Source organism: Streptomyces sp. NBC_01275, assembly GCF_026340655.1.
Taxonomy (GTDB): Bacteria; Actinomycetota; Actinomycetes; order Streptomycetales; family Streptomycetaceae; genus Streptomyces.
Window position 1 is genome coordinate 3,287,580 of the sequence record NZ_JAPEOZ010000001.1, and the last position, 25,303, is coordinate 3,312,882.

Annotated in this window: 16 protein-coding genes; 1 reads left to right on the top strand and 15 read right to left on the bottom strand. The window is 70.7% G+C overall.

Annotation, left to right across the window (positions count from 1 at the left end):
- Positions 1-321 precede the first annotated feature (321 nt).
- The 15 genes from OG562_RS14370 to OG562_RS14440 all read right to left on the bottom strand — a co-directional run bounded on the left by OG562_RS14370 (position 322) and on the right by OG562_RS14440 (position 24,059).
- Positions 322-4,701, bottom strand: coding sequence for a ribonuclease E/G (locus OG562_RS14370; RefSeq protein ID WP_266397365.1), 4,380 nt, complete (start codon positions 4,699-4,701; stop codon positions 322-324).
- 278 nt (positions 4,702-4,979) lie between these two features.
- Positions 4,980-5,744, bottom strand: coding sequence for a TIGR03936 family radical SAM-associated protein (locus OG562_RS14375; protein WP_266397367.1), 765 nt, complete (start codon positions 5,742-5,744; stop codon positions 4,980-4,982).
- A gap of 48 nt (positions 5,745-5,792) precedes the next feature.
- Entirely contained in the window at positions 5,793-6,851 is a 1,059-nt protein-coding gene (locus OG562_RS14380; protein WP_266409262.1) for a hypothetical protein, read from the bottom strand.
- An 814-nt stretch (positions 6,852-7,665) separates the two neighbouring features.
- Complete coding sequence (locus OG562_RS14385; protein ID WP_266397368.1) at positions 7,666-8,481, bottom strand: S1 RNA-binding domain-containing protein; 816 nt, start codon at positions 8,479-8,481, stop codon at positions 7,666-7,668.
- Between the two features lie 49 nt (positions 8,482-8,530).
- The gene (locus OG562_RS14390; protein ID WP_266397370.1) at positions 8,531-10,471 is read right to left on the bottom strand and encodes a TIGR03960 family B12-binding radical SAM protein; all 1,941 of its coding nucleotides are present in this window, start codon (positions 10,469-10,471) and stop codon (positions 8,531-8,533) included.
- Between the two features lie 115 nt (positions 10,472-10,586).
- Positions 10,587-12,092, bottom strand: a complete 1,506-nt coding sequence (locus tag OG562_RS14395; protein ID WP_266397372.1) for a CYTH and CHAD domain-containing protein — start codon at positions 12,090-12,092, stop codon at positions 10,587-10,589.
- Between the two features lie 172 nt (positions 12,093-12,264).
- Positions 12,265-13,464 (bottom strand): rod shape-determining protein RodA, encoded by a 1,200-nt coding sequence (gene rodA / locus OG562_RS14400; protein ID WP_266397374.1) that lies wholly within the window; start codon positions 13,462-13,464, stop codon positions 12,265-12,267.
- A complete protein-coding gene (gene mrdA, locus OG562_RS14405) occupies positions 13,461-15,755 on the bottom strand; it encodes a penicillin-binding protein 2 (protein WP_266397376.1) in 2,295 nt (764 codons plus the stop codon). The genes rodA and mrdA overlap by 4 nt, the downstream gene beginning before the upstream one ends.
- 161 nt (positions 15,756-15,916) lie before the next feature.
- Positions 15,917-16,588: a rod shape-determining protein MreD gene (mreD, locus tag OG562_RS14410; protein ID WP_266397379.1), complete on the bottom strand. Its 672-nt coding sequence runs from the start codon at positions 16,586-16,588 to the stop codon at positions 15,917-15,919.
- A gap of 15 nt (positions 16,589-16,603) precedes the next feature.
- On the bottom strand, positions 16,604-17,542 hold the full coding sequence (mreC, locus tag OG562_RS14415; protein ID WP_266397382.1) for a rod shape-determining protein MreC: 939 nt from the start codon (positions 17,540-17,542) through the stop codon (positions 16,604-16,606).
- 145 nt (positions 17,543-17,687) lie between these two features.
- A complete protein-coding gene (locus OG562_RS14420) occupies positions 17,688-18,707 on the bottom strand; it encodes a rod shape-determining protein (RefSeq protein WP_266397385.1) in 1,020 nt (339 codons plus the stop codon).
- Between the two features lie 245 nt (positions 18,708-18,952).
- A complete protein-coding gene (ndk, locus tag OG562_RS14425) occupies positions 18,953-19,366 on the bottom strand; it encodes a nucleoside-diphosphate kinase (RefSeq protein WP_266397387.1) in 414 nt (137 codons plus the stop codon).
- A gap of 64 nt (positions 19,367-19,430) precedes the next feature.
- Complete coding sequence (locus OG562_RS14430; protein ID WP_266397388.1) at positions 19,431-19,817, bottom strand: DUF4233 domain-containing protein; 387 nt, start codon at positions 19,815-19,817, stop codon at positions 19,431-19,433.
- A 9-nt stretch (positions 19,818-19,826) separates the two neighbouring features.
- Positions 19,827-21,341: a folylpolyglutamate synthase/dihydrofolate synthase family protein gene (locus tag OG562_RS14435; RefSeq protein WP_266397389.1), complete on the bottom strand. Its 1,515-nt coding sequence runs from the start codon at positions 21,339-21,341 to the stop codon at positions 19,827-19,829.
- Between the two features lie 93 nt (positions 21,342-21,434).
- Entirely contained in the window at positions 21,435-24,059 is a 2,625-nt protein-coding gene (locus OG562_RS14440; RefSeq protein WP_266397391.1) for a valine--tRNA ligase, read from the bottom strand.
- Between the two features lie 136 nt (positions 24,060-24,195).
- Here OG562_RS14440 and OG562_RS14445 point away from each other — a divergent pair, with 136 nt between their 5' ends.
- Positions 24,196-25,212, top strand: a complete 1,017-nt coding sequence (locus OG562_RS14445; RefSeq protein WP_266397393.1) for a hypothetical protein — start codon at positions 24,196-24,198, stop codon at positions 25,210-25,212.
- Positions 25,213-25,303 lie beyond the last annotated feature (91 nt).

Consider the following 25,303-nt stretch of genomic DNA (forward strand, 5'->3'; position numbering starts at 1 on the left):
AGTCAGCCGTACCCGGTCTGACGACCGGATGTGCTCATCGGCTGTGGTCACGGTGTGCATGTCTTTGGCCACCGGAACCGAGGTGCACGTTACCAGCACGGGGACGGCAATTTTCCCCAGTGTTACCACAGAGAAACCCCGGGGCCGGGTGCGCTCCATCACAAGCAAGACACAGAGTAACTCTCAGATGAACACACTGCGACGCGAGAACGTGGGGGGTCGGGAGAAACGGCGACGCGGGCGCCCGGTGCGATCCGGAACGCCCGCGCCACAGCCGACTCTTCGGCCTCTTCAGCCTCGCCGTCGGCCTCGTCGGCCGGGTCAGTCCTGCGTCGAGACCGAGACGGACGGCTGGCTCTGCTGCGCCGCCGCGGTCTTCTTCGACACCGTCTTCGTCGCCGCCTTCTTGGCCGTCGTCTTCTTCGCGACGGTCTTCTTCGCAGCCGTCTTCTTGGCCGCCGCCGTCTTCTTGGTGGCGGCCTTCTTCGCCGTGGCCTTCTTGGCCGTCTTGCGCGCGGCCGTCTTCTTGGCCGGAGCGGCCTCCGTCTCCTCGACGTCCGCGTCGGCGGTCGCCTCGGCGTCGGAGACCTGTGCCGCGGCCGGCTCTTCGGCCGGGGCCTGAGCCGCGGCCGACGGGACGACCACGACGGCCGTCTCCTCGGGCGCGGTCGGCGCGGTGGCCTTGCGCACCGCACGGCGCCGCGGACGGGCCGGAGCCGCGCTCTCGACCACCGGCTCGGCGGCCGGCTCGGCGGCCGGCTCGGCGGCCGGCTCGGCGGCCGGCTCGGCCTCGGACTGCTCCACCGGAGTGACCGCGGCGACCTGAGTGACCGCAGCGACCGGAGCCTCCGACTGCGCCGACGGCGCCGACTCGGCCACCGTCACCACAGCGGCCTCCGCCCCCGCGGGCGAACCCGCCGGCGCGGACACCTTGCGGGTGGCCCGACGACGCGTACGTCCCTTGGGCGCGGCCTCGTCGACGACCGGAGCCTCGACGACGGGCGCCTCGGCGACCGGGGTCTGCACAGCCGGGGCCTCGACGACCGGCGTCTCGACGACCGCGTCCTCGACGGCGACCGGCTCGGCCTGCGCGGCGACCGCCGCCACCGGCTGCACCGGACGCTCGGCCGCCGCCTGGGCGGTCACGTCCTGCGCGGTCGGCGCCTCGACGGACTCCGATTCCGACCGCCTCGACGCACCGCCCCGCGCCTCACCGCTGCGCGGCGCGCCCGCCGGAGCGGACGCCCGACGGCTCGCCCGGCGACGGCCCCGCCCACGCGTGGCCGCAGCCTCCGCCTCGGCGACGCTGCTGTACAGCTCCTCGTCGGGCGCGAAGTCCGGCCCGGGAAGAGCGATCGGCTCGGCCGCCTCGGCCGCGACCTCGGCCTCGCTCTCCGACTCCTGCGCACCGCCCAGGGCGGGCTCGAGGACGTCGGCCGCCACCGCCTCGTGCTCGTGGCCGAGCTCGTGGTCATGGGCCTGACCGTCGCCGCCGCGACCGCGCTTCTTGCGCTTGCCGCCGCCTCCGACCGCGGTCGGCTGCTCCATGTGGACGATGACACCGCGTCCGTTGCAGTGGACGCAGGTCTCCGAGAACGACTCCAGCAGCCCCTGGCCCACCCGCTTACGGGTCATCTGGACCAGGCCCAGCGACGTGACCTCGGCGACCTGGTGCTTCGTACGGTCCCGGCCCAGGCACTCCAGCAGGCGCCGCAGCACCAGGTCCCGGTTGGACTCCAGGACCATGTCGATGAAGTCGATGACGATGATGCCGCCGAGGTCGCGCAGCCGCAGCTGACGCACGATCTCCTCGGCCGCCTCCAGGTTGTTCCTGGTGACCGTCTCCTCGAGGTTGCCGCCCTGACCGGTGAACTTGCCGGTGTTGACGTCGACCACGACCATCGCCTCGGTCCGGTCGATCACCAGCGAACCGCCGCTGGGCAGCCAGACCTTGCGGTCCAGCGCCTTGGAGAGCTGCTCGTCGATCCGGTACGTGGCGAAGACGTCGACCTCGGAGGTCCACCGCGACAGGCGGTCGGCCAGGTCGGGCGCGACGTGCGAGACGTACCCGTGGATGGTCGACCACGCCTCGTCGCCGCTGACGACGACCTTGGTGAAGTCCTCGTTGAAGATGTCGCGGACCACCCGGACGGTCATGTCCGGCTCGCCGTAGAGCAGCGTCGGGGCGTTGCCGCTCTTCGCCTTCTTCTGGATGTCCTCCCACTGCGCCTGCAGTCGCTCGACGTCGCGGCGCAGCTCGTCCTCGCTCGCGCCCTCGGCGGCGGTGCGCACGATGACGCCCGCGTCCTCGGGGACGATCTTCTTGAGGATGGTCTTCAGCCGGGCCCGCTCGGTGTCGGGCAGCTTGCGGCTGATGCCGGTCATCGAACCCTCGGGCACATACACGAGGTAGCGGCCCGGGAGGGAGACCTGGCTGGTCAGACGTGCGCCCTTGTGCCCGATCGGGTCCTTCGTCACCTGGACGAGGACCGACTGGCCGGACTTGAGGGCGGCCTCGATCCGGCGCGGCCCGTTGGCCATGCCGAGCGCCTCGAAGTTGACCTCGCCGGCGTAGAGAACGGCGTTGCGGCCCTTGCCGATGTCGATGAAGGCGGCCTCCATCGACGGCAGCACGTTCTGGACCTTGCCCAGGTAGACGTTGCCGACGTACGAGGTGGCCTGCTCCTTGTTGACGTAGTGCTCGACGAGCACGCCGTCCTCCAGGACGCCGATCTGCGTGCGCTCGCCCGCCTGGCGGACGACCATCACGCGCTCGACGGCCTCACGGCGGGCCAGGAACTCGGCCTCGGTGATGATCGGGACGCGACGGCGGCCCTGCTCACGGCCTTCCCGGCGACGCTGCTTCTTCGCCTCGAGCCGGGTCGAGCCCTTGATGGACTGCACCTCGTCGGACGGCTCGGAGGGCTTGCGGGGCTCACGGACCTTGACGACCGTACGCTCCGGGTCGCCGTCGCCCGGCTGCTCGGCCTCGCCGGAGGAGTCCCCGGCGCGACGACGACGGCGACGGCGGCGACGGCTGCCGGCGGTGGAGCCGCCGACGTCCTCGGCGTCGTCCGCGTCCTCGTCGTCCTGCTCGGCGTCCTCGGCGTCCTGCCCGGACTGGTCGGCGGCGAAGTCGTCGGACTCGACGTCCCCGGACTCGCCCTCGCCGTCGGCGGAGTCGCCCCGACGACGGCGACGGCCGCCCCGGCGACGACGGCGGCGCGAACCGGTCTCCTCCGCGTCCTCGTCACCCTCGACGGCGTCCTCGCCGAGCTCGTCGGCCTCCTCCGGCTCCGGCTCGTCCTCGGCGACGGGCCGGGCGACGGGCTGCGCGGGCGCGGCGGGCGCCACGGTGCGGGCGGCCTCGGCCTCCTCGCCGGCGGCGCCCCGACGGCGGCGACGGCGACGCGAGCCGGCCGACTCCTCCCGGAGCTCCTCGACCGCTTCGACCGCGCGGGCCGTCTCAGCCGTCCCGGCCGTTTCGACGGCCTGGATCTCGCCGGTCTCCTCGACCTCGTCGGCCTCCGGGGACTCCGCCCCGGCGGCAGCGGCCTCGGCGGCGGCCCGCTGCGGCGTCTGGAACTGCGGCTCGGCGAACACGGGCGCCTGGAACACGGCGACCGCGGGCCGCGCCGGACGACGCGGCGCGTCGCCCTCGCCGTTGCCCTTCAGGGGCTCGGGCGCGGAGAAACCGCCGGCGGCCCTACGGACCACACGCCGACGCGGCCGACGCGAACCGCCGTCCTCCTCGACGGGGGCCTCGGGAGCCTTGACCTCTTCGGCTGCGGCGGGAACGACCGGAGCGGAGGTTTCCACGGGAGCCTCGGTCACCTCGGCCGTGCTCTGCGCGGCGCTCTCCGCCTCGGCGGGCGCGGCGGACCGGCGCGTGGCCCGACGGCGGGTGCGCGGCGCGGGCTCGGCAGCGGGCTCGGCAGGAGCCTCGACAACGGCAGGCGTCTCGACGCTCACCGGAGCCTCGGCGCTCGCCGCGGCCTCCGGCGCGCCGGCGGGGGCGGAGACACGGCGGGTGGCACGACGACGCGTACGCGGCGCGGGCTGCTCGACAGGCGTCTCGGCGGCAGCCTCGGCAGCAGGCGTGACGGGAGTCGCAGGCGTGTCGGACGTGTTCACGGTGGCGGCCTCCTCGACGGCCTCGACGGCCTCGGTCGGCGCCGGGTTCCCGGCGGGCGCGGTCGCACGGCGGGTGGCCCTGCGGCGGGTGCGGGGCGCGGGAGCGGCCTCGTCGGCCGGCGCGCTCTCCTCCACAGCGGATACGGCGGATACGGCGGCTGCGGCGGCCACGGGCACGACGGTCTCAGCGGCCTCGACGGCCTGGTCGGCCTCGGTCGCCGCCGGAGCTCCGGCGGGCGCGGACGCACGACGGGTCGCACGACGACGCGTACGCGGCGCGGGCGCGGCCTCCTCGACTACCGCGGCCTCTTCGGTCTCGGTGTCCTCGGCGGCCTTGACGTCGTCGTCGACGGAGTCGTCGACGTCCTCGTCCGCCAGCTGCTGGACGGACTCGACGGCCGGTATGGCCGGCGCGGTGATCTCGGCCGGGGTCTCGGCGTCGGAACCGACCGGCGGACCCGCCGGTCGGGAAGCGGCACGGCGCCGACGGCGCGGCGGCAGGGTGTCGCTGGGGGTGGTCGATTCGGAGTCCGGCACGGACTCTGCGGATTCGGTCGGCTCGAGCATGCGGGTGTATCTCCCGTCAGGCTCCCGGGCGCCGCACCTGGTCCGGCGTCGATCATCGTCGATCGATCGCCGTTGACGTCCGCGGCTCGCGCGTTGCGCGGTGCCGCCGTCCGGGGGCGCGGCCGCCGCACGGGAGCTCTCTGTGTCCTGTCTCGCCGGTTCCGTACACCGAATGCGTACGGCCTGGCGAAAGTCTTGTGGTCGGTGCGCTGCCCGACCCAGGTGGCTCCCGAGTACGAGGGCGGCGCTACGACGTCCGTCCCTGTGCGGAACCTTCCTTACGCCGACGCCTTCGCGGCGGCAGTCGCATCGGCCGTTGTGAAGGCCTCGGCTGCCTCGCGGTCGGGCGCGAGCGGGTCGGTCACCGCGCCGGTCTCTTCATCGAACAGCCCCTGCGCCAGCCTGGTCACCGCTGCGGGGACCGGCGGCGCCAGGTCGGCCACGGCGCGAAGACCGGACAGGACGTCGTCGGGTCGTACGGCAGGCGTCACGTGCCGAACAACCAGCCGCAGTATCGCACAGGGCTGGTCGGTCGGCCTATCAGCCGCTTCACTGTGCGTTTCAAGTTGTACGACTGCCGGGCGGGCGTCGAAGGTGCGCAGACCGTTCTTGGCCATGCGCTGGACCTCGACGACCTCGGCGGAGTTGAAGGCCAGGACCGCGCGTTCGGCGTCGGCCGGGTCCACTCCGACGAGCCTGAGCTCCCACACGGAAGCCGTGAGCCGGTCGGCCAGGCCCGAGGTGCGGGCCTCGACCGCATCGATGATGTCGAGCCCGACGGGCATCGACTCGTCGAGAAGGGCTCTCAGTCTCTCCGGGTCACGCGCCGCGGTGAGCGCGATCTCCAGATACTCCGCCTCACTGCCCGTGCCGGTGGGTGCGGCATTGGCGTACGACACCTTCGGGTGCGGCGTGAACCCCGCCGAGTACGCCATCGGCACCTCGGCACGGCGCAACGCACGCTCGAAGGCGCGCTGGAAGTCACGGTGGCTGGTGAACCGGAGGCGGCCGCGCTTGGTGTAGCGCAGTCGGATGCGCTGCACCGCGGGTGCGGGCGGCGGGCCTTCGGGCTGTCGCTTGCCCAGTGTCGTTCAGTCCTTCGTGAGAGCGGTCGTACTGCTATCAAGAGTACGTGTGACGAGCGCCTGCGGTTCCCCTCGGGAGACCGCCTCCCTCTTCCGTGGTTCCCCGAAGAGCATCCGCCGCACGTCGGCACGGGTCTGCCGGGCCGTCTCGCGGGCGGCGGCCAGCGCCTGCCGGGCCGTGCGGCCCACGCTGCGCGCGGCTTCGGCGACGGGCCGCAGGACGGCGTCGCGCACCAGGCGCCCGACCGGGGCGAGGACCGTCCGGTACACCCAGCGCACCGGCTCCACGAAGATCCACCGGAAGAGGGCCCCGAGGAACCGTCCGACCGCGAGCGAGATCCGCCCCGCGATCCGCCAGGCGTGCCCGAGAGCCTCCCCCACCTCCCGTGCGAGGACGGCGAGGAAGCGGCCGACGGGGGCGAGCACCCAGCGCCACAGGGCGAGCACGGGCAGCACGAGCAGGATCCGGACGATCCAGTACGCAGCCGTGCCGAGCCCCGTGACCAGCAGCCCGAGCAGCCGCCCCACCCCTCGCGCACACCAGGCGAGCGCCCGTCCGACCGGCGCGAGGATCCCGTCGTAGAGCCAACGGGCCGGTACGACGAAGAGGTGGCGGAGGAGCCAGAGGGTCGCGTGTCCGAGGGGCGTCAGCACGCGCGCGTACAGCCACGCCAGCACGGCGCCGGTCCCGCGCGCGAGCCGGGCGAGGGCGTGGCCGAGGGGGGTGAGGAGGTACTGGTGGAGCCACACCAGGGGAATGACGAGCAGGACGTTCCCCAGCCAGGCGAGGGCCTTGGCGGCCGGGACGACGACGTAGCGCCACAGGCCGATCAGGGGCAGGACGAACAGGACCCTGCCCAGCCACACCAGAGCCCGGCCGAGCGGCCGGAACACCGCGTCCTTCAGGAACCGTCCGGCGACGACCAGCGCGTCCCACACCATCCGCACCGGCACGACCAGCACGAGCACGACGATCCGCACGGGCAACCGGATCGCGACGACCAGACAGCCCTCGGGCCGGGCCGGCGCGGCGGGCGGCTGTACGGGCTGTTTCTGCAGGTCCATGTCGGTGTAGACGCTCCAGCCGTCCCGGTGGATGCACGAAGGCACGGACGGAACTCAGTGGCTGTGCGTGTTCCCCGCGGGCTGCTTCTCCGCCGGCACGACGGCTTCGGAGAGCCACACCGCCACGACTTCTGTGAGTGATCTCGTAGCGAGGAGGGAAAGGCCCGCGTCGAGGAGGGCGGAGAGTGAGCAGCCGGCGGCGCAGACCCTCGAGCCGTAGGGGAGCGGAACGGATGGAGTCCGTTGCCTGGAAGCATCCTGAGACACAACGCGGCTTTCAGCGTTACCGGCGTCACGCTTGGTCGTGGTTGGGGGGCGGTGCGGCAGGGACCGTCGGCAGCCTGTCGATCGGCATTGCCGCCGACGGCTCGGGCCTGAACCGGATCGGCTCCGTCATGGCTGTTCTCTGGGTGTTCTCCATCAGCGCGTCATTGCTCGGGGTCTGCATGGTGTTCAATGCGGCACGCATGCGCTCTCGACTGCGCCGGTACCCCTGGAAGTCGTACGCGGTCAACGTCCTGTCGGCAAGGCTGGGAGGCCCTGTGGTCCAGCTGCGCCCCGCCGGCTCCGAGTTGGTGTTCGTCCAGTCCGTAGTGGCTCTCAACACCCGATGGCACTACGTCGAGGGCAGTGTCGTGTTGTGGTTCTGCGGTGTCCCGGGGCGAGGCGGAGTACTCGCTCGGCCAGGTGGAGAGCCGCTGCTATGGGGTCGCCGCATTCGGACGGCACGGGTGCGCCGCCGGAATGAACGTGCCCACGGCTGAGGCGTCTCGCCCTTGCCGCCATCTGCACCGAGTCTCTCCAGGCCCGGTCCTCAGGCCGGTCGGCAGGAAAGGCTCAGCCTGCGTCGCTCTCGATCGATGTCCATGACGGTGACCGAGACCTCGTCACCGATCTGCACGACGTCCTCCGGAACGGCCACGGGCGCCGAACCCAGCTCGCGCAGCGGGACGAAGCCCTCGACCTCATCCGCGACCTGGACGAAGACGCCGAACGGGACCAGCTCGGCCACCCGCCCACGCAGTCTCTGGCCGACCGCGATGCCGTCGACGAACCCCGGAAAGGGGTCCGGCCGTGTCGCCCGCAAGGACAGCCGGGCCTCTCCGTTCGTCGTGTCGAACTGCAAGAACTCGCACGACACGCGCTGTCCGACCTCAACGACCTCGGACGCCGCCTCGAAGCGCCGCCAGGACAGCTCGGGATACGAGATGAAGCCGACGCCGGGATAAACCGGATGGTCGGGGCCCTCGTCCAGCGCCACGAACACGCCGAACCGCTCGACCGCCGCCACCGCACCGGCCAGGATCTCACCACGCCGAAGCCGCTTGAGGAACTTCCAGAGCTCCGGGTGCTCAGTGGCCGCCATCGACAGCCACACCCGGCCGGCATCCAGATCCACGGCGATCACCTCGGCGGACATCCGCTGCCCGACCACCCCGACGTCAGCGAAGCGCCGACGCCAGGAACCGTCCAACGCCCCCACCACCCCGAGCGGGTACGCGGCGAAACCGTCCACGGTCACCGACACCTCGGACCGACTGACCGCCGTGACCGTCCCGGAACAGAGATCACCGACCTGGATCCCCGCCAGAAACCTCATGACAGCCTGATCAGCCGACGCATCCCCCATGCCGCCCAGGCTCTCACGAGAAGCCGCCAGACCCGCCCCGTGCCCCGTTTCAGCTGGCCGGAGCCGACTTCTTGACCTCCAGCGGCAGCAACTTCTTGCCGGTGGGGCCGATCTGAATGGTCGTGTCCATGGCAGGACACACCCCGCAGTCGAAGCACGGCGTCCAGCGGCAGTCCTCGACCTCGGTCTCGTCGAGGGCGTCCTGCCAGTCCTCCCAGAGCCAGTCCTTGTCGAGACCGGAGTCCAGGTGGTCCCAGGGCAGGACCTCCTCGTAGGTCTTCTCGCGGGTCGTGTACCAGTCGACGTCCACGCCGAAGGCGGGCAGCGTCTTGTCGGCGCAGCTCATCCAGCGGTCGTAGGAGAAGTGCTCGCGCCAGCCGTCGAAGCGGCCGCCGTCCTCGTAGACCGCGCGGATGACCGCGCCGATGCGGCGGTCGCCGCGTGAGAGCAGGCCCTCGACGATGCCGGGCTTGCCGTCGTGGTAGCGGAAGCCGATCGAGCGGCCGTACTTCTTGTCGCCGCGGATCTTGTCGCGGAGCTTCTCCAGGCGCGCGTCCGTCTCCTGCGCGCTCAGCTGCGGGGCCCACTGGAACGGGGTGTGCGGCTTCGGCACGAAACCGCCGATCGACACCGTGCAGCGGATGTCGCCCTGGCCGGAGACCTCGCGGCCCTTCTGGATGACGTTCATCGCCATGTCGGCGATCTGCAGGACGTCGTCGTCGGTCTCCGTCGGCAGACCGCACATGAAGTACAGCTTCACCTGCCGCCAGCCGTTGCCGTAGGCGGTGGCGACGGTCCTGATCAGGTCCTCTTCGGAGACCATCTTGTTGATGACCTTGCGCATGCGCTCCGAGCCGCCCTCGGGCGCGAAGGTCAGGCCGGAGCGGCGGCCGTTGCGCGTCAGCTCGTTCGCCAGGTCGACGTTGAAGGCGTCCACGCGGGTGGAGGGCAGGGAGAGGCCGATCTTGTCCGCCTCGTACCGGTCCGCGAGCCCCTTCGCGACCTCGCCGATCTCGCTGTGGTCGGCGCTCGACAGCGACAGCAGGCCGACCTCCTCGAAGCCGGTCGCCTTCAGGCCCCTCTCCACCATCTCGCCGATGCCGGTGATGGAGCGCTCGCGCACCGGGCGCGTGATCATGCCGGCCTGGCAGAAGCGGCAGCCGCGCGTGCAGCCGCGGAAGATCTCCACCGACATCCGCTCGTGGACCGTCTCGGCGAGCGGGACCAGGGGCTGCTTGGGGTAGGGCCACTCGTCCAGGTCCATGACGGTGTGCTTCGACACCCGCCACGGCACACCGCTCTTGTTCGGTACGACCCGGGCGATACGGCCGTCGGGGAGGTACTCGACGTCGTAGAACGCCGGGATGTACACCGAGCCCGTCTTGGCGAGGCGGAAGAGGACCTCCTCGCGACCGCCCGGGCGGCCCTCCGCCTTCCACTCCCGGATGATCTTCGTCATGTCGAGCACGGCCTGCTCGCCGTCGCCGATGATCGCCGCGTCGATGAAGTCGGCGATCGGCTCGGGGTTGAAGGCCGCGTGACCGCCCGCGAGGACGATCGGGTCGTCGATCGTGCGGTCCCTGGACTCCAGCGGGATCCCGGCGAGGTCGAGGGCGGTCAGCATGTTCGTGTAGCCCAGCTCCGTGGAGAAGGACAGGCCGAACACGTCGAAGGCCTTCACGGGACGGTGACCGTCGACCGTGAACTGCGGGACGGCGTGCTCCCGCATCAGCGCCTCCAGGTCCGGCCACACGCTGTACGTGCGCTCGGCGAGGACGCCCTCCTGCTCGTTCAGCACCTCGTAGAGGATCATGACGCCCTGGTTGGGCAGACCCACCTCGTAGGCGTCGGGGTACATGAGCGCCCAGCGGACGTCACAGGACTCCCACGGCTTGACCGTGGAGTTGAGCTCGCCGCCGACGTACTGGATCGGCTTCTGCACATGCGGGAGCAAGGCTTCGAGCTGCGGGAAGACCGACTCGACAGACATCGCGGGGTTACCTTCGTGAGCTGAGCTGGACTGACAGGAGTGACCATCAAGCCTAACCCGCTCGGAGCACTCCCCCGCCCGCGAAAAAACGGCCCGGAAACCCCGTCTCGCGCCGCTAGACCTCCATCGACGCGCCGATCCTCTCCCACGCCTGCGGCAGCGCGCCCTCCGCCAGCTCCGCCCGCCGCTCCTCGTGCCCGTACAGCAGCCCGTACGTGAACGCGCTCTCCCCGGCCGCGTGCGCCACGGCGGACAGCTCGCGCAGGGTCTCGCGGGCCATGACGCTGTCCTGGTGCTCGCCCAGCAGGCTCTGCAGCGACTTCATGGACTTGGCGAGGGCCTTGGCCGGGTCGCCGAGCGCGGGGGTGGCCGCCTCGGCCGCGTACCGGGTGCGCTTGGTCTTCTTGCGGGCGTCGTGCAGCGCGAGGTCGCGCTCGGGCCCGGGCGGCTGCGCCAGGGCCTCCTCGACCAGCGCGGACACCTTGCCGAAGTCCTTGCGCACGGCCTTGGCGAGCACCTTGGCTGGCGTCCCGGCGGCCGCCTTCAGCAGCGGCGGTTCGGCGGCCAGGGCGTCCAGGGCGTCGAGCAGGGCCAGATGGCGCTCGGAGTCCAGTACGCCGAGCAGCCGCCGGCGCGATCCCCGGTACTGGGCCTTCGTCCAGGTCCCCAGCCGTTCGCGGACCGGGCCGGATACCAGCCTGCCGGGCAGCTCGTCGAGACCCGCCGTCAGGCGTTCGCTGAGCACCTCCTGGTCGCGGCCCACGCCCAGCTCGCTGGCGAGCCACTTCAGCTCGACGCCGATCGGGTCGGTGACGGTTCGGTCGAGGACCTTGCCGAAGGAACGGAAGGTGCTGCGCAGCCGCCGGGTGGCGACGCGCAGGTCGTGCACGGACTCCTCGGCGTCCTGCCGGACGGCCGGGTCGAGGTCGACGATCGCGTCCCGCTGGGCGCGGACATACGCCAGCACGTGGTCGCCTGCGGTGACGGGCTCGGCGGGACCCCGGTCCTTGGGCCGCGGACGTCCGCCCTTGGTCTCCGCCAGCGCCCGCGCCAGCTTCGACGCCGACTTCGCCGGCTGTACGCCCGCCTTGCGCAACCGCTTCTCCACCGTGTCGAGGAAGGCCGGGTCACCGCCGTCGGCCAGCTCCACCTCGATCTCGGTCCACTGCGCGGTCCCCTCCCCGCCGAACAGCCGCTGCGCCCGTACGGTGTCCACGCTGGCCTCGGCGAGGGGGCGGCCGTCGGCGTCGAGCAGGTCGCGGACGTCCCGGGCGGAGCGCAGCCGGACCACGGCCACCAGCCGGCCCTCACGGACCCGGGAGCGGACCAGCCCGGCGAGCTCCTCGGGGACGGTGTCGGAGAGCGGGGCCCGGATCTCGTCCCGGACGCCCGGGCCGACCGGGAGTTTCAGATGCCAGCCGGCGTCGGAGCCGCCGGTGCGGCGACGCAGGGTGATCGAGGCCGCGGCCAGCCGCAGATCGGACGTGTCGTAGTAGACCGCGTCCAGTTCCACGGCCCCCTTGTCCAGGACGGACGCGACCCCGGCGACGCCGGTCAGGTCGGGCAGCCCACTGTCGTCGGATTCGTACTTGCGCTCGATCTCGCGTTTCGTCTCCGCCATGAAATGAATCTAGTCGCACTCGGGGCGCGATGGCAGAGGCAGCCACACCTCAGCCCGTCCGGGCTTTGAGGACGAGGCCCGTCCAGGGCCGAATCGGGGGTCTGGGGGTGGCAGCCCCGCGGCCTGCCACCCCCGCCGACGGTCGCCGCTGAACGGCGCAACCGCCGGAGGCCTACGCCGACATGGGCCGCTGCACCCGAATGGACTGCAACAGCCCCACCGCCACCCACACCGCGAACATCGACGTGCCTCCGTACGACACGAACGGCAGGGGGAGACCGGTCACCGGCATGATGCCGAGCGTCATGCCGATGTTCTCGAACGACTGGAAGGCGAACCACGCCACGATCCCCGCGGCCACGATCGTGCCGTACAGCTCGGTCGTCTCGCGGGCGATGCGGCAGGCGCGCCACAGGACCACGCCGAGCAGCAGGACGATGAGGCCCGCGCCGACGAAGCCCAGTTCCTCGCCCGCCACCGTGAAGACGAAGTCGGTCTGCTGCTCCGGGACGAACTGGCCCGTCGTCTGCGAGCCGTGGAACAGGCCCGCCCCCGTGAGGCCGCCGGAGCCGATCGCGATCCGGGCCTGGTTGGTGTTGTAGCCGACGCCGGCCGGGTCGAGGCTGGGGTTGGCGAAGGCCGCGAAGCGGGCGATCTGGTACTCGTCGAGGATGTGCAGCTGCCAGACGGCGACCGCGCCGGCCGCGCCCGCGCCGAGCAGGCCGAAGACCCAGCGGTTGGAGGCCCCGGAGGCCAGCAGCACGCCCAGCACGATCATCACCATGACCATGACCGACCCGAGGTCGGGCATGAGCATCACGATCAGCATGGGGACCGCGGCGAGACCGAGGGCCTGGATCACCGTGCGGTGGTCGGGGTAGAGCTTGTCGCCCGCGTCGACCCGGGCGGCGAGCAGCATCGCCATGCCCAGGATGATCGTGATCTTCACGAACTCCGAGGGCTGGAGCGAGAAGCCGCCGCCGAGCACGATCCAGGAGTGCGCGCCGTTGACCGTCGAGCCCAGCGGGGTCAGCACGGCCAGGATGCCCAGCAGCGAGAGGCCGTAGAGGACCGGCACCGCGTTGCGCAGAGTGCGGTGGCCGAGCCAGACCGTGCCCATCATCAGGCAGAGCCCGATGCCGGTGTTCATGAGGTGCCGGAGCAGGAAGTAGTACTGGTCGCCCTGGTTGATCTCGGTGCGGTTGCGGGTCGCCGAGAAGACCAGGACCGAGCCGATCAGGGACAGGGCGATCGCGGAGAGCAGTATCGGCCAGTCCAGTCGGCGGGCCAGCGAGTCCCGGGCGAACACCCGGGTCCAGCCGGCCCGTGCGGGCCCGTATCCGGAGACGGAGAAGCCGTTGGCCCCGGTCATGTGAGCGTCCTTCGGCTCGCGGTCCTACGGCGTCCGGTCCCATGGCTTCCGGTTCCCCGGCCTCCGGGACCGCGCCGTCGTCTGCGGGTGTCGCGGTTGGTCGCCGTGTTCTGCTGGACGGTGCCCGCCGGCTGCGACTCGTCCGGCTCGGGCGCGGACTGCTGGCTGAGGCGCTGGTCCTTGGCCGGGTCCTTGGCGATCTTCGGGTACTTGATCGTGCCGTCCGTCTGGATCTTCGGCAGGGTCTTCTGCGGGGTCGGCAGCAGGGCGTTCTTCTTGTCGACCTTGCCGTCCTCGGAGACGCCGTAGAGGGCGTTGTAGATGTGGCGCACGGCCTCACCGGACGCGCCCGAGCCGGTACCGGCCTGGGCGATGGTCATGATGACCGTGTAGTCCTTGCTGTATGTGGCGAGCCAAGACGTCGTCTGCTTGCCGTAGACCTCGGCGGTGCCGGTCTTGGCGTGCAGCGGGATCTCGTCCTGCGGCCAGCCGCCGAACTTCCAGGCGGCGGTACCGCGGGTGATCACGCCCTCCAGGGCGGCGTCCATGCCCTTGATCGTCGCCTTGTCGACCGGCAGCTTGCCCTGGGCCTTGGGCTTGATCTCCTGGACGGTCCTGCCGTCCGCGCTGACGATCGCCTTGCCGATGGTCGGCGTGTACATGGTGCCGCCGTTGGCGAGCGCTCCGTAGATCACGGCCTCCTGGATCGGCGTGACGAGGGTGTCGCCCTGGCCGATGGAGTAGTTGATCGAGTCGCCCTCGCGCATCTTGTTGCCCTCGAGGCAGTTCTCGTACGCGATCTTCTCGACGTAACTGCCGTCCTTCTTACCGGACTTGCACCAGGCGCTCTTGTTGGCCTTCCAGTAGGACTCCTTCCACTGGCGGTCCGGGACGCGGCCGGTGACCTCGTTGGGCAGGTCGATGCCGGTCTCCCGGCCGAGGCCGAACTGGTGGGCGGTCTTGTAGAAGTAGTCCTTGGGCTCACCCTTGTCCGGGTTGATGCCGCCGTCCTTCTTCCACTCCCGGTCCGCGAGGCCGTAGAAGACGGTGTCGCAGGAGACCTCCAGGGCGCGGCCGAGGGAGATGGGGCCGAAGCTCTCCCCCTCGAAGTTCTTGAAGACCTGGCCGCCGACCGAGTAGGAGCTGGTGCACGGGTAGCCGCCGTCCCACTCGTAGCCCGCCTCGACCGCGGCGGCCGTGGAGACCACCTTGAACGTCGAACCGGGCGCGGACTGACCCTGTATGGCCCTGTTGAGCAGCGGGTAGTCCGAGTTCTTCCCGGTGAGCTTCTTGTAGTCCTTGGCGGAGATGCCGCCGACCCAGACGTTGGGGTCGTAGGTCGGGGCGGAGGCCATCGCGACGATCCGGCCGGTCTTGGCCTCCATCACCACGACCGCGCCGGAGTCCGCCTTGTAGTTCTCGCCGGTGATCTTGTCGAACTGCTGGCGGGCGACCTTCATCGCGTCGTTCAGCTCGTACTCCGCGACGCGCTGCACTCGGGCGTCGATGCTGGTGACGAGGTTGGAGCCGGGCTGGGCCGCGTCCGCCTCGGCCTGGCCGATGACCCGGCCGAGGTTGTCGACCTCGTAGCGGGTGACGCCGGCCTTGCCGCGCAGCACCTTGTCGTACTGACGCTCCAGGCCGCTGCGGCCGACCTGGTCGGAGCGCAGATAGGGCGAGTCGGTGTCCTGGGCCTGGGTGATCTCGTCGTCGGTGACCGGCGAGAGATAGCCGAGGACCTGTGCGGTGTTGGCGTTGCCCGGGGCGGCGTAGCGGCGCACGGCCTCCGGCTCGGCGGTGATGCCGGGGAAGTCCTCGGCGCGCTCGCGGATCTGCAGGGCCTGCTTGGCGGTGGCCTCGTCGGTGATGGGGATCGGCTGGTACGGCGAGCCGTTCCAGCACGGCTGCGGGGTCTGCGCGTCGCACAGACGGACCTTCTGCATGATCTCCTCGGGCTTCATGCCGAGGACGCCCGCGAGCTTGGTCAGGACGGCCTTGCCGTCGTCCCGCTGCTTCAGCAGGTCGGTGCGGGAGGCGGAGACCACCAGCCGCGTCTCGTTGTCCGCGAGGGGCACGCCCCGCGCGTCCAGGATCGAACCGCGCACGGCTGGCTCGACGACCTGCTGGACGTGGTTGCCCGACGCCTCCTTGGCGTAGGCCGCGCCCTCCCGGATCTGCAGGTACCACAGGCGGCCGCCGAGGGTGCCGAGTAGGGAGAGGACGAGGATCTGGATCACGACGAGACGGATCTGGACCCGTGGGGTCCGACCGGTCTCGGGAATGTTGGTCACTGCGGCTGACTCCCCCTCTCAGTGCGCGGACGTGTGTGACAGGTGTGCAGACGTCTGTGCGCGTACGAATGATGAACGACCGGCCTGTGAGGCCACGTTCCGCCGGAACTTCCCCGTTCGGGTGAACCCTCGAGCGAATCCTCGAGCGAACTCGGGTGCGCTCACAGCCGCTTGACCCCCTTGATGCGGCCGGCGCGGGCCGTGCGCGCCCGGGCGGCCTTCAGCTTCAGACCGCCCCGCTGACCGCCGATCCGCAGCCCCGTCCCCGAGGACAGCCAGCCGGAGGAGAGGTCCGACGCCTTGCCGGCCGAGTTGGTCTCGGCGAGCGGGTCGTTGTCCGCACGCCGGGCCAGGAACATCACGCCGGGGACGACGAACGGGGCGAGCAGCAGGTCGTACAGGGCCGCCGAGAACAGCAGCCCGGGGAGGCCGACATGGCGGGCGGCGGTGTCGCCGACGAGGGCCCCCACACCGGCGTACAGCAGGGTGGAGCCGACCGCGGCGGCGACCACCACGACCATCGGGCCGGTGGCCGACTTGATCTGCCCGCTCTCCGGTTTGACGAGGCCGGCGAGGTAGCCGATGACGCACAGCACGAGGGCGTAGCGCCCGGCCGCGTGGTCGGCGGGCGGGGCGAGGTCGGCGAGGAGACCGGCGCCGAAGCCGATGAGCGCGCCGCCGACATGGCCGTAGACCATGGCGAGGCCGAGGACGGTGAGCAGGAGGAGGTCGGGGACGGCTCCCGGGAGGTGGAGGCGGGCGAAGACGCTCACCTGGATCACCAGGGCGACGACGACCAGCGGGACGGAGAGCAGGATCCGGTTGACGCGCATGGGGGTTGTCAGCTCCTACTGCTGCTGGCCGTCGACGGGTGCGTTCGCGGTCGGGGTCACCGTGACGGTGACCGTCGGGGTGGGCACCGGCTTGGGCTTGGAGGGGAGCACGGTGTCGCGCGGGTCCTTCTTCGGTGCCTCGACGACGACGCCGACGATGTCGAGCTTGGTGAAGCTGACGTACGGCGTGACGTAGAGGGTGCGGGTGAGGTCGCCGCCGGAGGGGTCGACGCGGGAGACCACGCCGACCGGCACGCCCGGCACGAAGGGCTTGTCGGCCTGCGAGCCGAAGGTGACCAGCCGGTCGCCCTTCTTCACGTCGGCCTTGCCGTTGAGCAGCTCGACGCGCAGCGGGCGGTCGCCCTGCCCGGACGCGAAGCCCAGCTCGTCGGAGGCCTCCATACGGGTGCCGACGGTGAAGTCGGGGTCGTTGGCGAGCAGGACGGTGGAGGTGCTCGGGCCGACGGTGGTGACCCGGCCGACCAGGCCGTCCCCGTTGAGGACCGTCATGTCGCGCTTGACGCCGTCGTTCGCCCCGATGTCGAGGGTGACGGTCCAGGAGAAGCCCTGGGCCGCTCCTATCGCGATGACCTCCGCGCCCTTGATGCCGTACTGGCCCTGGCCGGCGATCTTCAGCATCTTGTCGAGCTGCGCGAGACGGCTGCGGTTGCGGTCGTCGCTGCCGAGCTTCGCCTTGAGGGCCGCGTTGTCCTTCTCCAGCGCGGCGAGCCGGTCGTGGCGCTCACCGGAGTCGCGGACTGCGGAGACGGCGTTGCCGACGGGATCGACCGCCGACGACACCCCGTTCTCGATCGGACCGAAGACCGCGGCCGCGGCCTGCCGGGCTCCGTCGACCGGAGAGTCCTCCCCGCCGCGGATGTCCACCGTGATCAGCGCGAACGCGACGGCGATCAGCAGCACCAGGAGCAGCCGGCTCTCTCGTGTGTCCCTCACGTGCGGCGGCCGTGCCCTTCCTCATAGGAATTCGGGTAGCCCCTGGCCAAATTGACCAAGGGCGTTTTTCGGAGCTTATGCCTCAATATCAACGATCCGCCGCACGAGAGGAGGTCATCTCGTACGGCGGAATCGAAGCGTTACGTCATCTGCGGGGCGCGGCGTCCAGGACCTGCTGGAGCGCCTCGAACTCCTCGACGCACTTGCCGGAGCCGAGCGCCACGCTGTCCAGCGGGTCCTCGGCGATGTGGATGGGCATGCCGGTCTCCCGGCGCAGCCGCTCGTCCAGGCCGCGCAGCAGTGCTCCGCCGCCGGTCAGAACGATTCCGCGGTCCATGATGTCGCCGGACAGCTCCGGCGGGCACTTGTCGAGCGTGGTCTTCACCGCGTCGACGATCGCGTTGACCGGTTCCTCGATCGCCTTGCGCACTTCGGCGGCCGAGATGACCACGGTCTTGGGCAGTCCGGAGACCAGGTCCCGACCGCGGATTTCGGTGTGCTGGTCGTCGTCGAGGTCGTAAGCGGAACCGATCGTGATCTTGATCTGCTCAGCCGTGCGCTCACCGAGGAGGAGCGAGTACTCCTTCTTGATGTGCTGGATGATCGAACTGTCCAGTTCGTCGCCCGCGACGCGGATGGACTGGGCGGTGACGATGCCGCCGAGCGAGATGACCGCTACCTCCGTCGTGCCGCCGCCGATGTCCACCACCATGTTGCCCGTGGCCTCGTGGACCGGCAGGCCGGAGCCGATGGCCGCGGCCATGGGCTCCTCGATGATGTGCACCTGACGAGCGCCGGCCTGGGTCGACGCCTCGATGACGGCGCGGCGCTCGACGCCCGTGATGCCCGAGGGCACGCAGACGACGACCCGCGGCCTGGCCAGATACCGCCGCTTGTGGATCTTCAGGATGAAGTAGCGGAGCATCCGCTCGGTGATCTCGAAGTCGGCGATGACACCGTCCTTCAGCGGACGCACGGCGACGATGTTGCCCGGCGTCCGCCCGATCATCTTCTTGGCTTCGGAGCCGACCGCGAGGATGCCACCGGTGTTGGTGTTGATCGCGACGACGGACGGCTCGTTGAGTACGATCCCGCGACCCCTGACGTACACCAGCGTGTTGGCGGTCCCGAGGTCGACAGCCATGTCACGGCCGATGAACGACATTGAGTTCCCCATCAGGATTCGACTGGCCTTCCATGAGCTTTTGAGGGCTTTTCAGGAACGGCGAGGTGGGTGCTGTGACGTGAAGGCTTCCATCGTAAACGCGCCTGCACGAACACTGCGGAGCGGTCTCCGTCATTGTTTGCAGATGCTGTGTGGGTTCGCTTCTGGAGAGGGGCGTTCGGGGAATCTCGTTCCCTCGATCGCCCTCTTCAGCCGCCTCGGGCGCCGCCGGCGCCGGACAGGCGCTACGCGCGGCCGGGGAAGAAGATCTTCACCTCGCGGTCGGCGGACTCCTCGGAGTCGGAAGCGTGGATCAGGTTCTCGCGGACGATCACGCCGAAGTCGCCGCGGATCGAGCCGGGGGCGGCGGCGATCGGGTCGGTCGGACCGGCCAGCGCGCGTACGCCCTCGATGACCCGGTCGCCCTCGACGATCAGCGCGACGACGGGACCGGAGGCCATGAACTCCACCAGCGGCTCGTAGAAGACCTTGCCCTTGTGCTCGCCGTAGTGCTGCTCCAGCGTGTCCTGGTCCAGGGTGCGCAGCTCCAGCGCGGTGATCTGCCAGCCGGCCTTGCGCTCGATACGGCTGATGATCTCGCCGGTCAGGCCGCGACGGACGGCGTCGGGCTTGAGCAGGACGAGGGTGCGCTGGCTCACGAGGGGACTCCTTCAACTGCCGGTGTGCGGTGGGACGAGATTACAGGGCCCGTCCCGGCACTTGTCACACAGCGTCAGCAGTATCGGCGGACGACCCCGCGGGAGACGCGGGGGACGCGGCGGCCTGTGCGGCGAAACGGGCCTTCGCCTCGTCGATCTTCTTGCCGTAGTGCACCGACGCCCACCACAGGGCCCCGAAGAGGACCCCCATGAAGAACATGGTCGGGACGAAGAAGCCGGACGCGACGAGGGCGATCTGCAGGGCCCAGCCGAGGGCGACGCCCCCGGGCCGGGTGACCACGCCGCACAGCAGCACGCTGAGGAACATCGCGACGCCGCACACCGTCCACACCGTGGACGTGGACAGGTCGGGGTCCTTCATGGCGACCAGACCGGCGAAGCCGATGACGAAGAACTCGCCGATCAGGGTCGAGGAGCAGAGCGTACGCATGGGGAGACCTCAGCCCTTCCCGAGGAGAAGTCGGGCCTCGCCGACGGTGATGACGGAACCGGTGACCAGCACGCCGCCGCCGGTGAACTCCCCGTCCTCCTCGGCGAGCGTGATCGCCGCCTCCAGGGCGTCCGGCAGCCGCGGCTCGACCTGGACGCGGTCGTCGCCGAACACCTCGACGGCGATCGCGGCGAGCTCGTCGGCGTCCATCGCGCGCGGGGTGGAGTTCTGGGTGACGACGACCTCGGCGAAGAGCGGCTCGAAGGCCTCCAGCAGGCCTCTGACGTCCTTGTCGCCGCTCGCGCCCACGACCCCGATGAGCCGGCTGAAGTCGAAGGCCTCGCCGACGGCCTCGGCGGTGGCGCGGGCTCCCGCCGGGTTGTGGGCCGCGTCCAGCACGACGGTGGGCGAGCGCCGTACGACCTCGAGGCGGCCCGGCGAGGACACGGCGGCGAAGGCCTTGCGGACCGTGTCGACGGCGAGCGGCTCGGGCCGCTGGGAGCCGACGCCGAAGAACGCCTCGACGGCGGCGAGCGCCACGGCCGCGTTGTGGGCCTGGTAGGCGCCGTGCAGCGGGAGATACACCTCGGGGTACTCTCCGCCCAGCCCGCGCAGGGTGACCACCTGGCCGCCGACGGCGACCTGCCGTGCGACGACCCCGAACTCCAGCCCCTCCCGGGCCACCGTCGCGTCGACCTCGACGGCCCTCTTCAGCAGGACCTGGGCGGCGTCGACGGGCTGCTGCGCCAGGATCACCGTCGCGTCCTGCTTGATGATCCCGCCCTTCTCCTCCGCGATCGCGCCGGGCGTCTCGCCCAGCCGGTCGGTGTGGTCGAGGTCGATGGGCGTGACGACGGCGACGTCGGCGTCGATGACGTTGGTGGCGTCCCAGGAGCCGCCCATCCCCACCTCGACGACGGCCACGTCGACGGGCGCGTCCGCGAAGGCGGCGTACGCCATGCCCGTGAGCACCTCGAAGAAGGACAGCCGGTACTCCTGCTGCGCGTCGACCATCTCGACGTACGGCTTGACGTCCTGGTACGTCTCGACGAACCGCTCGGCGGAGATCGGGGCCCCGTCGAGGCTGATCCGCTCGGTGATCGACTGGACGTGCGGGGACGTGTACCGCCCGGTACGCAGGTCGAACGCGCCCAGCAGGGCCTCGATCATCCGGGCGGTGGACGTCTTGCCGTTCGTCCCCGTGATGTGGATCGAGGGGTACGACCGCTGCGGGTCGCCCAGGACGTCCACCAGCGCGGCGATGCGGCCGACGGAGGGATCCAGCTTGGTCTCGCCCCAGCGGGTGGCCAGCTCCGCCTCGACCTCGCGCAGGGCCTTGTCGACCTCGGGATCCTGGGGACGCCCGGGCACGTCTGCCTGCGGCGCTGCGCCCTGGGTACGGAGGGTGCGGCTGCCGGCCTCGATGACCGCGAGGTCGGGGTCGCGGTCGGTCGCTTCCGCGATGATCTCGTCGAAGGGATCGGGCTGGTCGTCGTCGTTGCCGTTCGGGGGGAGCTCGCTCACGGGGCCAGTCTACGGACGGCCGCTGACAGAGGTGGACGAAGGCCCCCGGGACCGTGCCGGTCCCGGGGGCCTTCGTCTACGTACGACAGCGGGTCACGCCTGCGGCAGGCGGTCCAGCTGGGCCGTGATGCGCTCGATGTCCTCGTCCGCCTTGGTGAGGCGGGCGCGGATCTTCTCGACCACGTTGTCCGGGGCCTTCGCCAGGAACGCCTCGTTGCCGAGCTTGGCGTTGGCCTGGGTCTTCTCCTTCTCGGCCGCCGCGAGGTCCTTGGCCAGGCGCTTGCGCTCCGCGGCCACGTCGATCGTGCCGGAGAGGTCCAGCGCGACCGTGGCGCCCGCGACCGGCAGGGTCGCCGTCGCCGAGAAGGCCTCGCCCTCCGGCTGGAGGCGGAGCAGCTGGCGGATGGCCGCCTCGTGCGGGGCGAGCGCGGCGCCGTCCAGCGTGAGGCGGGCCGGGACGCGCTGGCCGGGCTGGAGGCCCTGGTCGGCGCGGAAGCGGCGGACCTCGGTGATGACGGACTGGAGGCTCTCGATCTCCTGCTCGGCGGCCGTGTCCCGGAAGCCGCTGTCGGCGGGCCACTCGGCGGTGACGAGGGTCTCGCCGCCGGTCAGCGTGGTCCACAGCGTCTCGGTGACGAACGGGACGACGGGGTGCAGCAGCCTCAGGGTGACGTCGAGGACCTCGCCCAGGACGCGCTGGGAGACCTTCGCCGGCTCGCCGCCCGCCTGGAAGACGGTCTTGGACAGCTCGACGTACCAGTCGAAGACCTCGTCCCAGGCGAAGTGGAACAGCGCGTCGGAGAGCTTCGCGAACTGGAAGTCCTCGTAGAACGCGTCGACTTCGGCGACCGTCTCGTTCAGCCGGGAGAGGATCCAGCGGTCCGTCGCCGACAGCCGCGAGGCGTCCGGCAGCGGGCCCTCGACCGTCGCGCCGTTCATCAGCGCGAAGCGGGTGGCGTTCCAGATCTTGTTGGCGAAGTTGCGGGAGCCCTGGACCCAGTCCTCGCCGATGGGAACGTCGACGCCGGGGTTGGCGCCGCGAGCGAGCGTGAACCGCAGCGCGTCGGAGCCGTACTTGTCCATCCAGTCCAGCGGGTTGACCGCGTTGCCGAAGGACTTGGACATCTTCTTGCCGAACTGGTCACGGACCATGCCGTGCAGGGCGATGGTGTGGAACGGCGGCGTGCCGTCCATCGCGTAGAGGCCGAACATCATCATCCGGGCGACCCAGAAGAAGAGGATGTCGTAGCCGGTGACCAGGACGGAGTTCGGGTAGAACTTCGCAAGCGACTCGGTCTGTTCGGGCCAGCCGAGGGTGGAGAAGGGCCAGAGGCCGGAGGAGAACCAGGTGTCGAGGACGTCGGTGTCCTGACGCCAGCCCTCGCCCGTCGGCGGCTCCTCGTCGGGGCCGACGCAGACGACCTCGCCGTCCGGGCCGTACCAGACCGGGATGCGGTGGCCCCACCACAACTGCCGTGAGATGCACCAGTCGTGGAGGTTGTCGACCCAGTCGAAGTACCGCTTCTCCATCTCCTGCGGGTGGATCTTGACCCGGCCGTCGCGGACGGCGTCGCCGGCCGCCTTGGCCAGCGGGCCGACCTTGACCCACCACTGCATGGACAGGCGCGGTTCGATGGTGGTCTTGCAGCGCGAGCAGTGGCCGACGGAGTGGACGTACGGGCGCTTCTCGGCGACGATCCGGCCCTCGGCGCGCAGGGCGGCGACGATGGCGGAGCGGGCCTCGAGCCGGTCCTGGCCCTGGAAGGGGCCGTGGGCGGTGATGACGGCGTGCTCGTCCATGATCGTGATGGACGGCAGGTCGTGACGCTGGCCGATCTCGAAGTCGTTCGGGTCGTGGGCCGGGGTGACCTTGACGGCGCCCGTGCCGAACTCGGGGTCGACGTGCTCGTCGGCGACGACCGGGATGGAACGGTCGGTCAGCGGCAGCTTGATGAGCTTGCCGACGAGGTGCTTGTACCGCTCGTCGTCCGGGTGGACGGCGACGGCGGTGTCACCGAGCATGGTCTCGGCGCGGGTGGTGGCGACGACGATGGCGTCGTCCCCGTCCCCGTACTTCATGGAGACGAGTTCGCCGTCGTCGTCCTGGTACTCGACCTCGATGTCGGAGATCGCGGTCAGACAACGCGGACACCAGTTGATGATGCGCTCGGCGCGATAGATCAGCTCGTCGTCGTAGAGCCGCTTGAAGATGGTCTGGACGGCCTGGGACAGGCCCTCGTCCATGGTGAAGCGCTCGCGCGACCAGGCGACGCCGTCGCCGAGGCGGCGCATCTGGCCGCTGATCTGGCCGCCGGACTCGCCCTTCCACTGCCAGACGCGCTCGACGAACGCCTCACGGCCGAGGTCGTGGCGGGACTTGCCCTCCTTGCCGAGCTCGCGCTCGACGACGTTCTGCGTGGCGATGCCGGCGTGGTCCATGCCGGGCTGCCACAGCGTCTCGAAGCCCTGCATGCGCTTACGGCGGGTCAGGGCGTCGATGAGGGTGTGCTCGAAGGCGTGCCCCAGGTGCAGGCTGCCCGTGACGTTCGGCGGCGGGATGACGACGGTGTACGGCGGCTTCTCGCTCTTGGCGTCGGCCTCGAAGTAACCCCGCTCCACCCAGCGCTCGTACAGCGGCCCCTCTACGTCGGCCGGCGCGTACTGGGTCGGCAGTTCGGTGGGGGGCGCTGATGGCTGCTGATGAGCGTTCTCGGTCACGGGGCCAGTTTAGGGGTGTCACCGGGCCGTCCCGAAACGTGTTTGCTCTGTAACGGTAGGGGCCCCGCTGACGTGGACCCGCTGGGTTTGAGCCAGGATGTGAAAATCACATAAGCATCTGGAGGGGAACCCAGAAATGAGTCACAACCAGCCGGGCCCGTACGGCGGCCAGCCCCAGCAGCCCGGACCGTACGGCCAGCCAGGCCCGTACGGCCAGCCGCCGCAGGCCCCGCAGCCCGGCTACGGCTACCCCCAGCAGCCCCCCGCCCCGCAGCCCGGCTACGGCTACCCGCAGCAGCCCCCGCAGGGCGTCCCGCCGCAGACCCCGCCCTACGGCCAGCCGCCGCAGTACGGCCAGCAGCCCCCTTACGGCCAGCAGCCGCCGTACGGCCAACAGCCGCCCTACGGCCAGGCGCCCTACGGGGTGCCCCAGCCCCCGGCGCCGGGCGGCGGCAAGAAGAAGACCGGCATCATCCTCGGCGCGGTCGCGGTCGTCGCCGCGATCGGCGTGGGCGCGTACTTCGTCATCGGCGGGGGCGGCGCGGCCGGAGGAGGCCTCGAGGACGACGGCGCGCACAAGCTGTCGACGCCGGCGACCGTGCTCACCGAGTACAAGCGGGCCTCCGACGAGGGCGCGACCGCCGACGACGACTCCGCGGCCGACCTGGAGAAGAGCGGCGTCAAGAACGGCAAGTCCGTGATCGGCATCTACTCCACCGCGGACCTGACCGGGTACGACCCCTCGGACCCGAGCACCGCGCCCGACGAGAGCGAGCTCGCCACGGCCAAGGGCATCACGTACTTCGGCGCCTACGGCACCATCGCCGACCCGGAGAAGGTGCTGGACGCGTTCTTCGTCAACCTGAAGAAGTCGTCCGAGGACAAGTCCTCCAGCAGCAGCTCCACCACCGCCAAGACCGAGCTGATCGGGGACCCCGTGGCGGTCGACCTCGACGGGGCGGTCATGAAGTGCCAGGCGGCCAAGGGCACGGACGTCACCACCAAGCAGGAGAAGACCGACTGGTTCTGCGCGTGGGCCGACTACAGCACCATCGCCATGGTCTCGCCGGGTGACGTCACGAAGGGCATCACCAAGGACGTGGCGGTCGACATCACCACGAAGCTGCGCGAGCAGGTCCGCGTCAAGGCGTGACGGCACGCCGGAGCTGAGTGCTCAACTGACGAAGGGGCCCCGGTCGGTTGACCGGGGCCCCTTCGTGATGTCCGTGTATCCGGATGTCCGC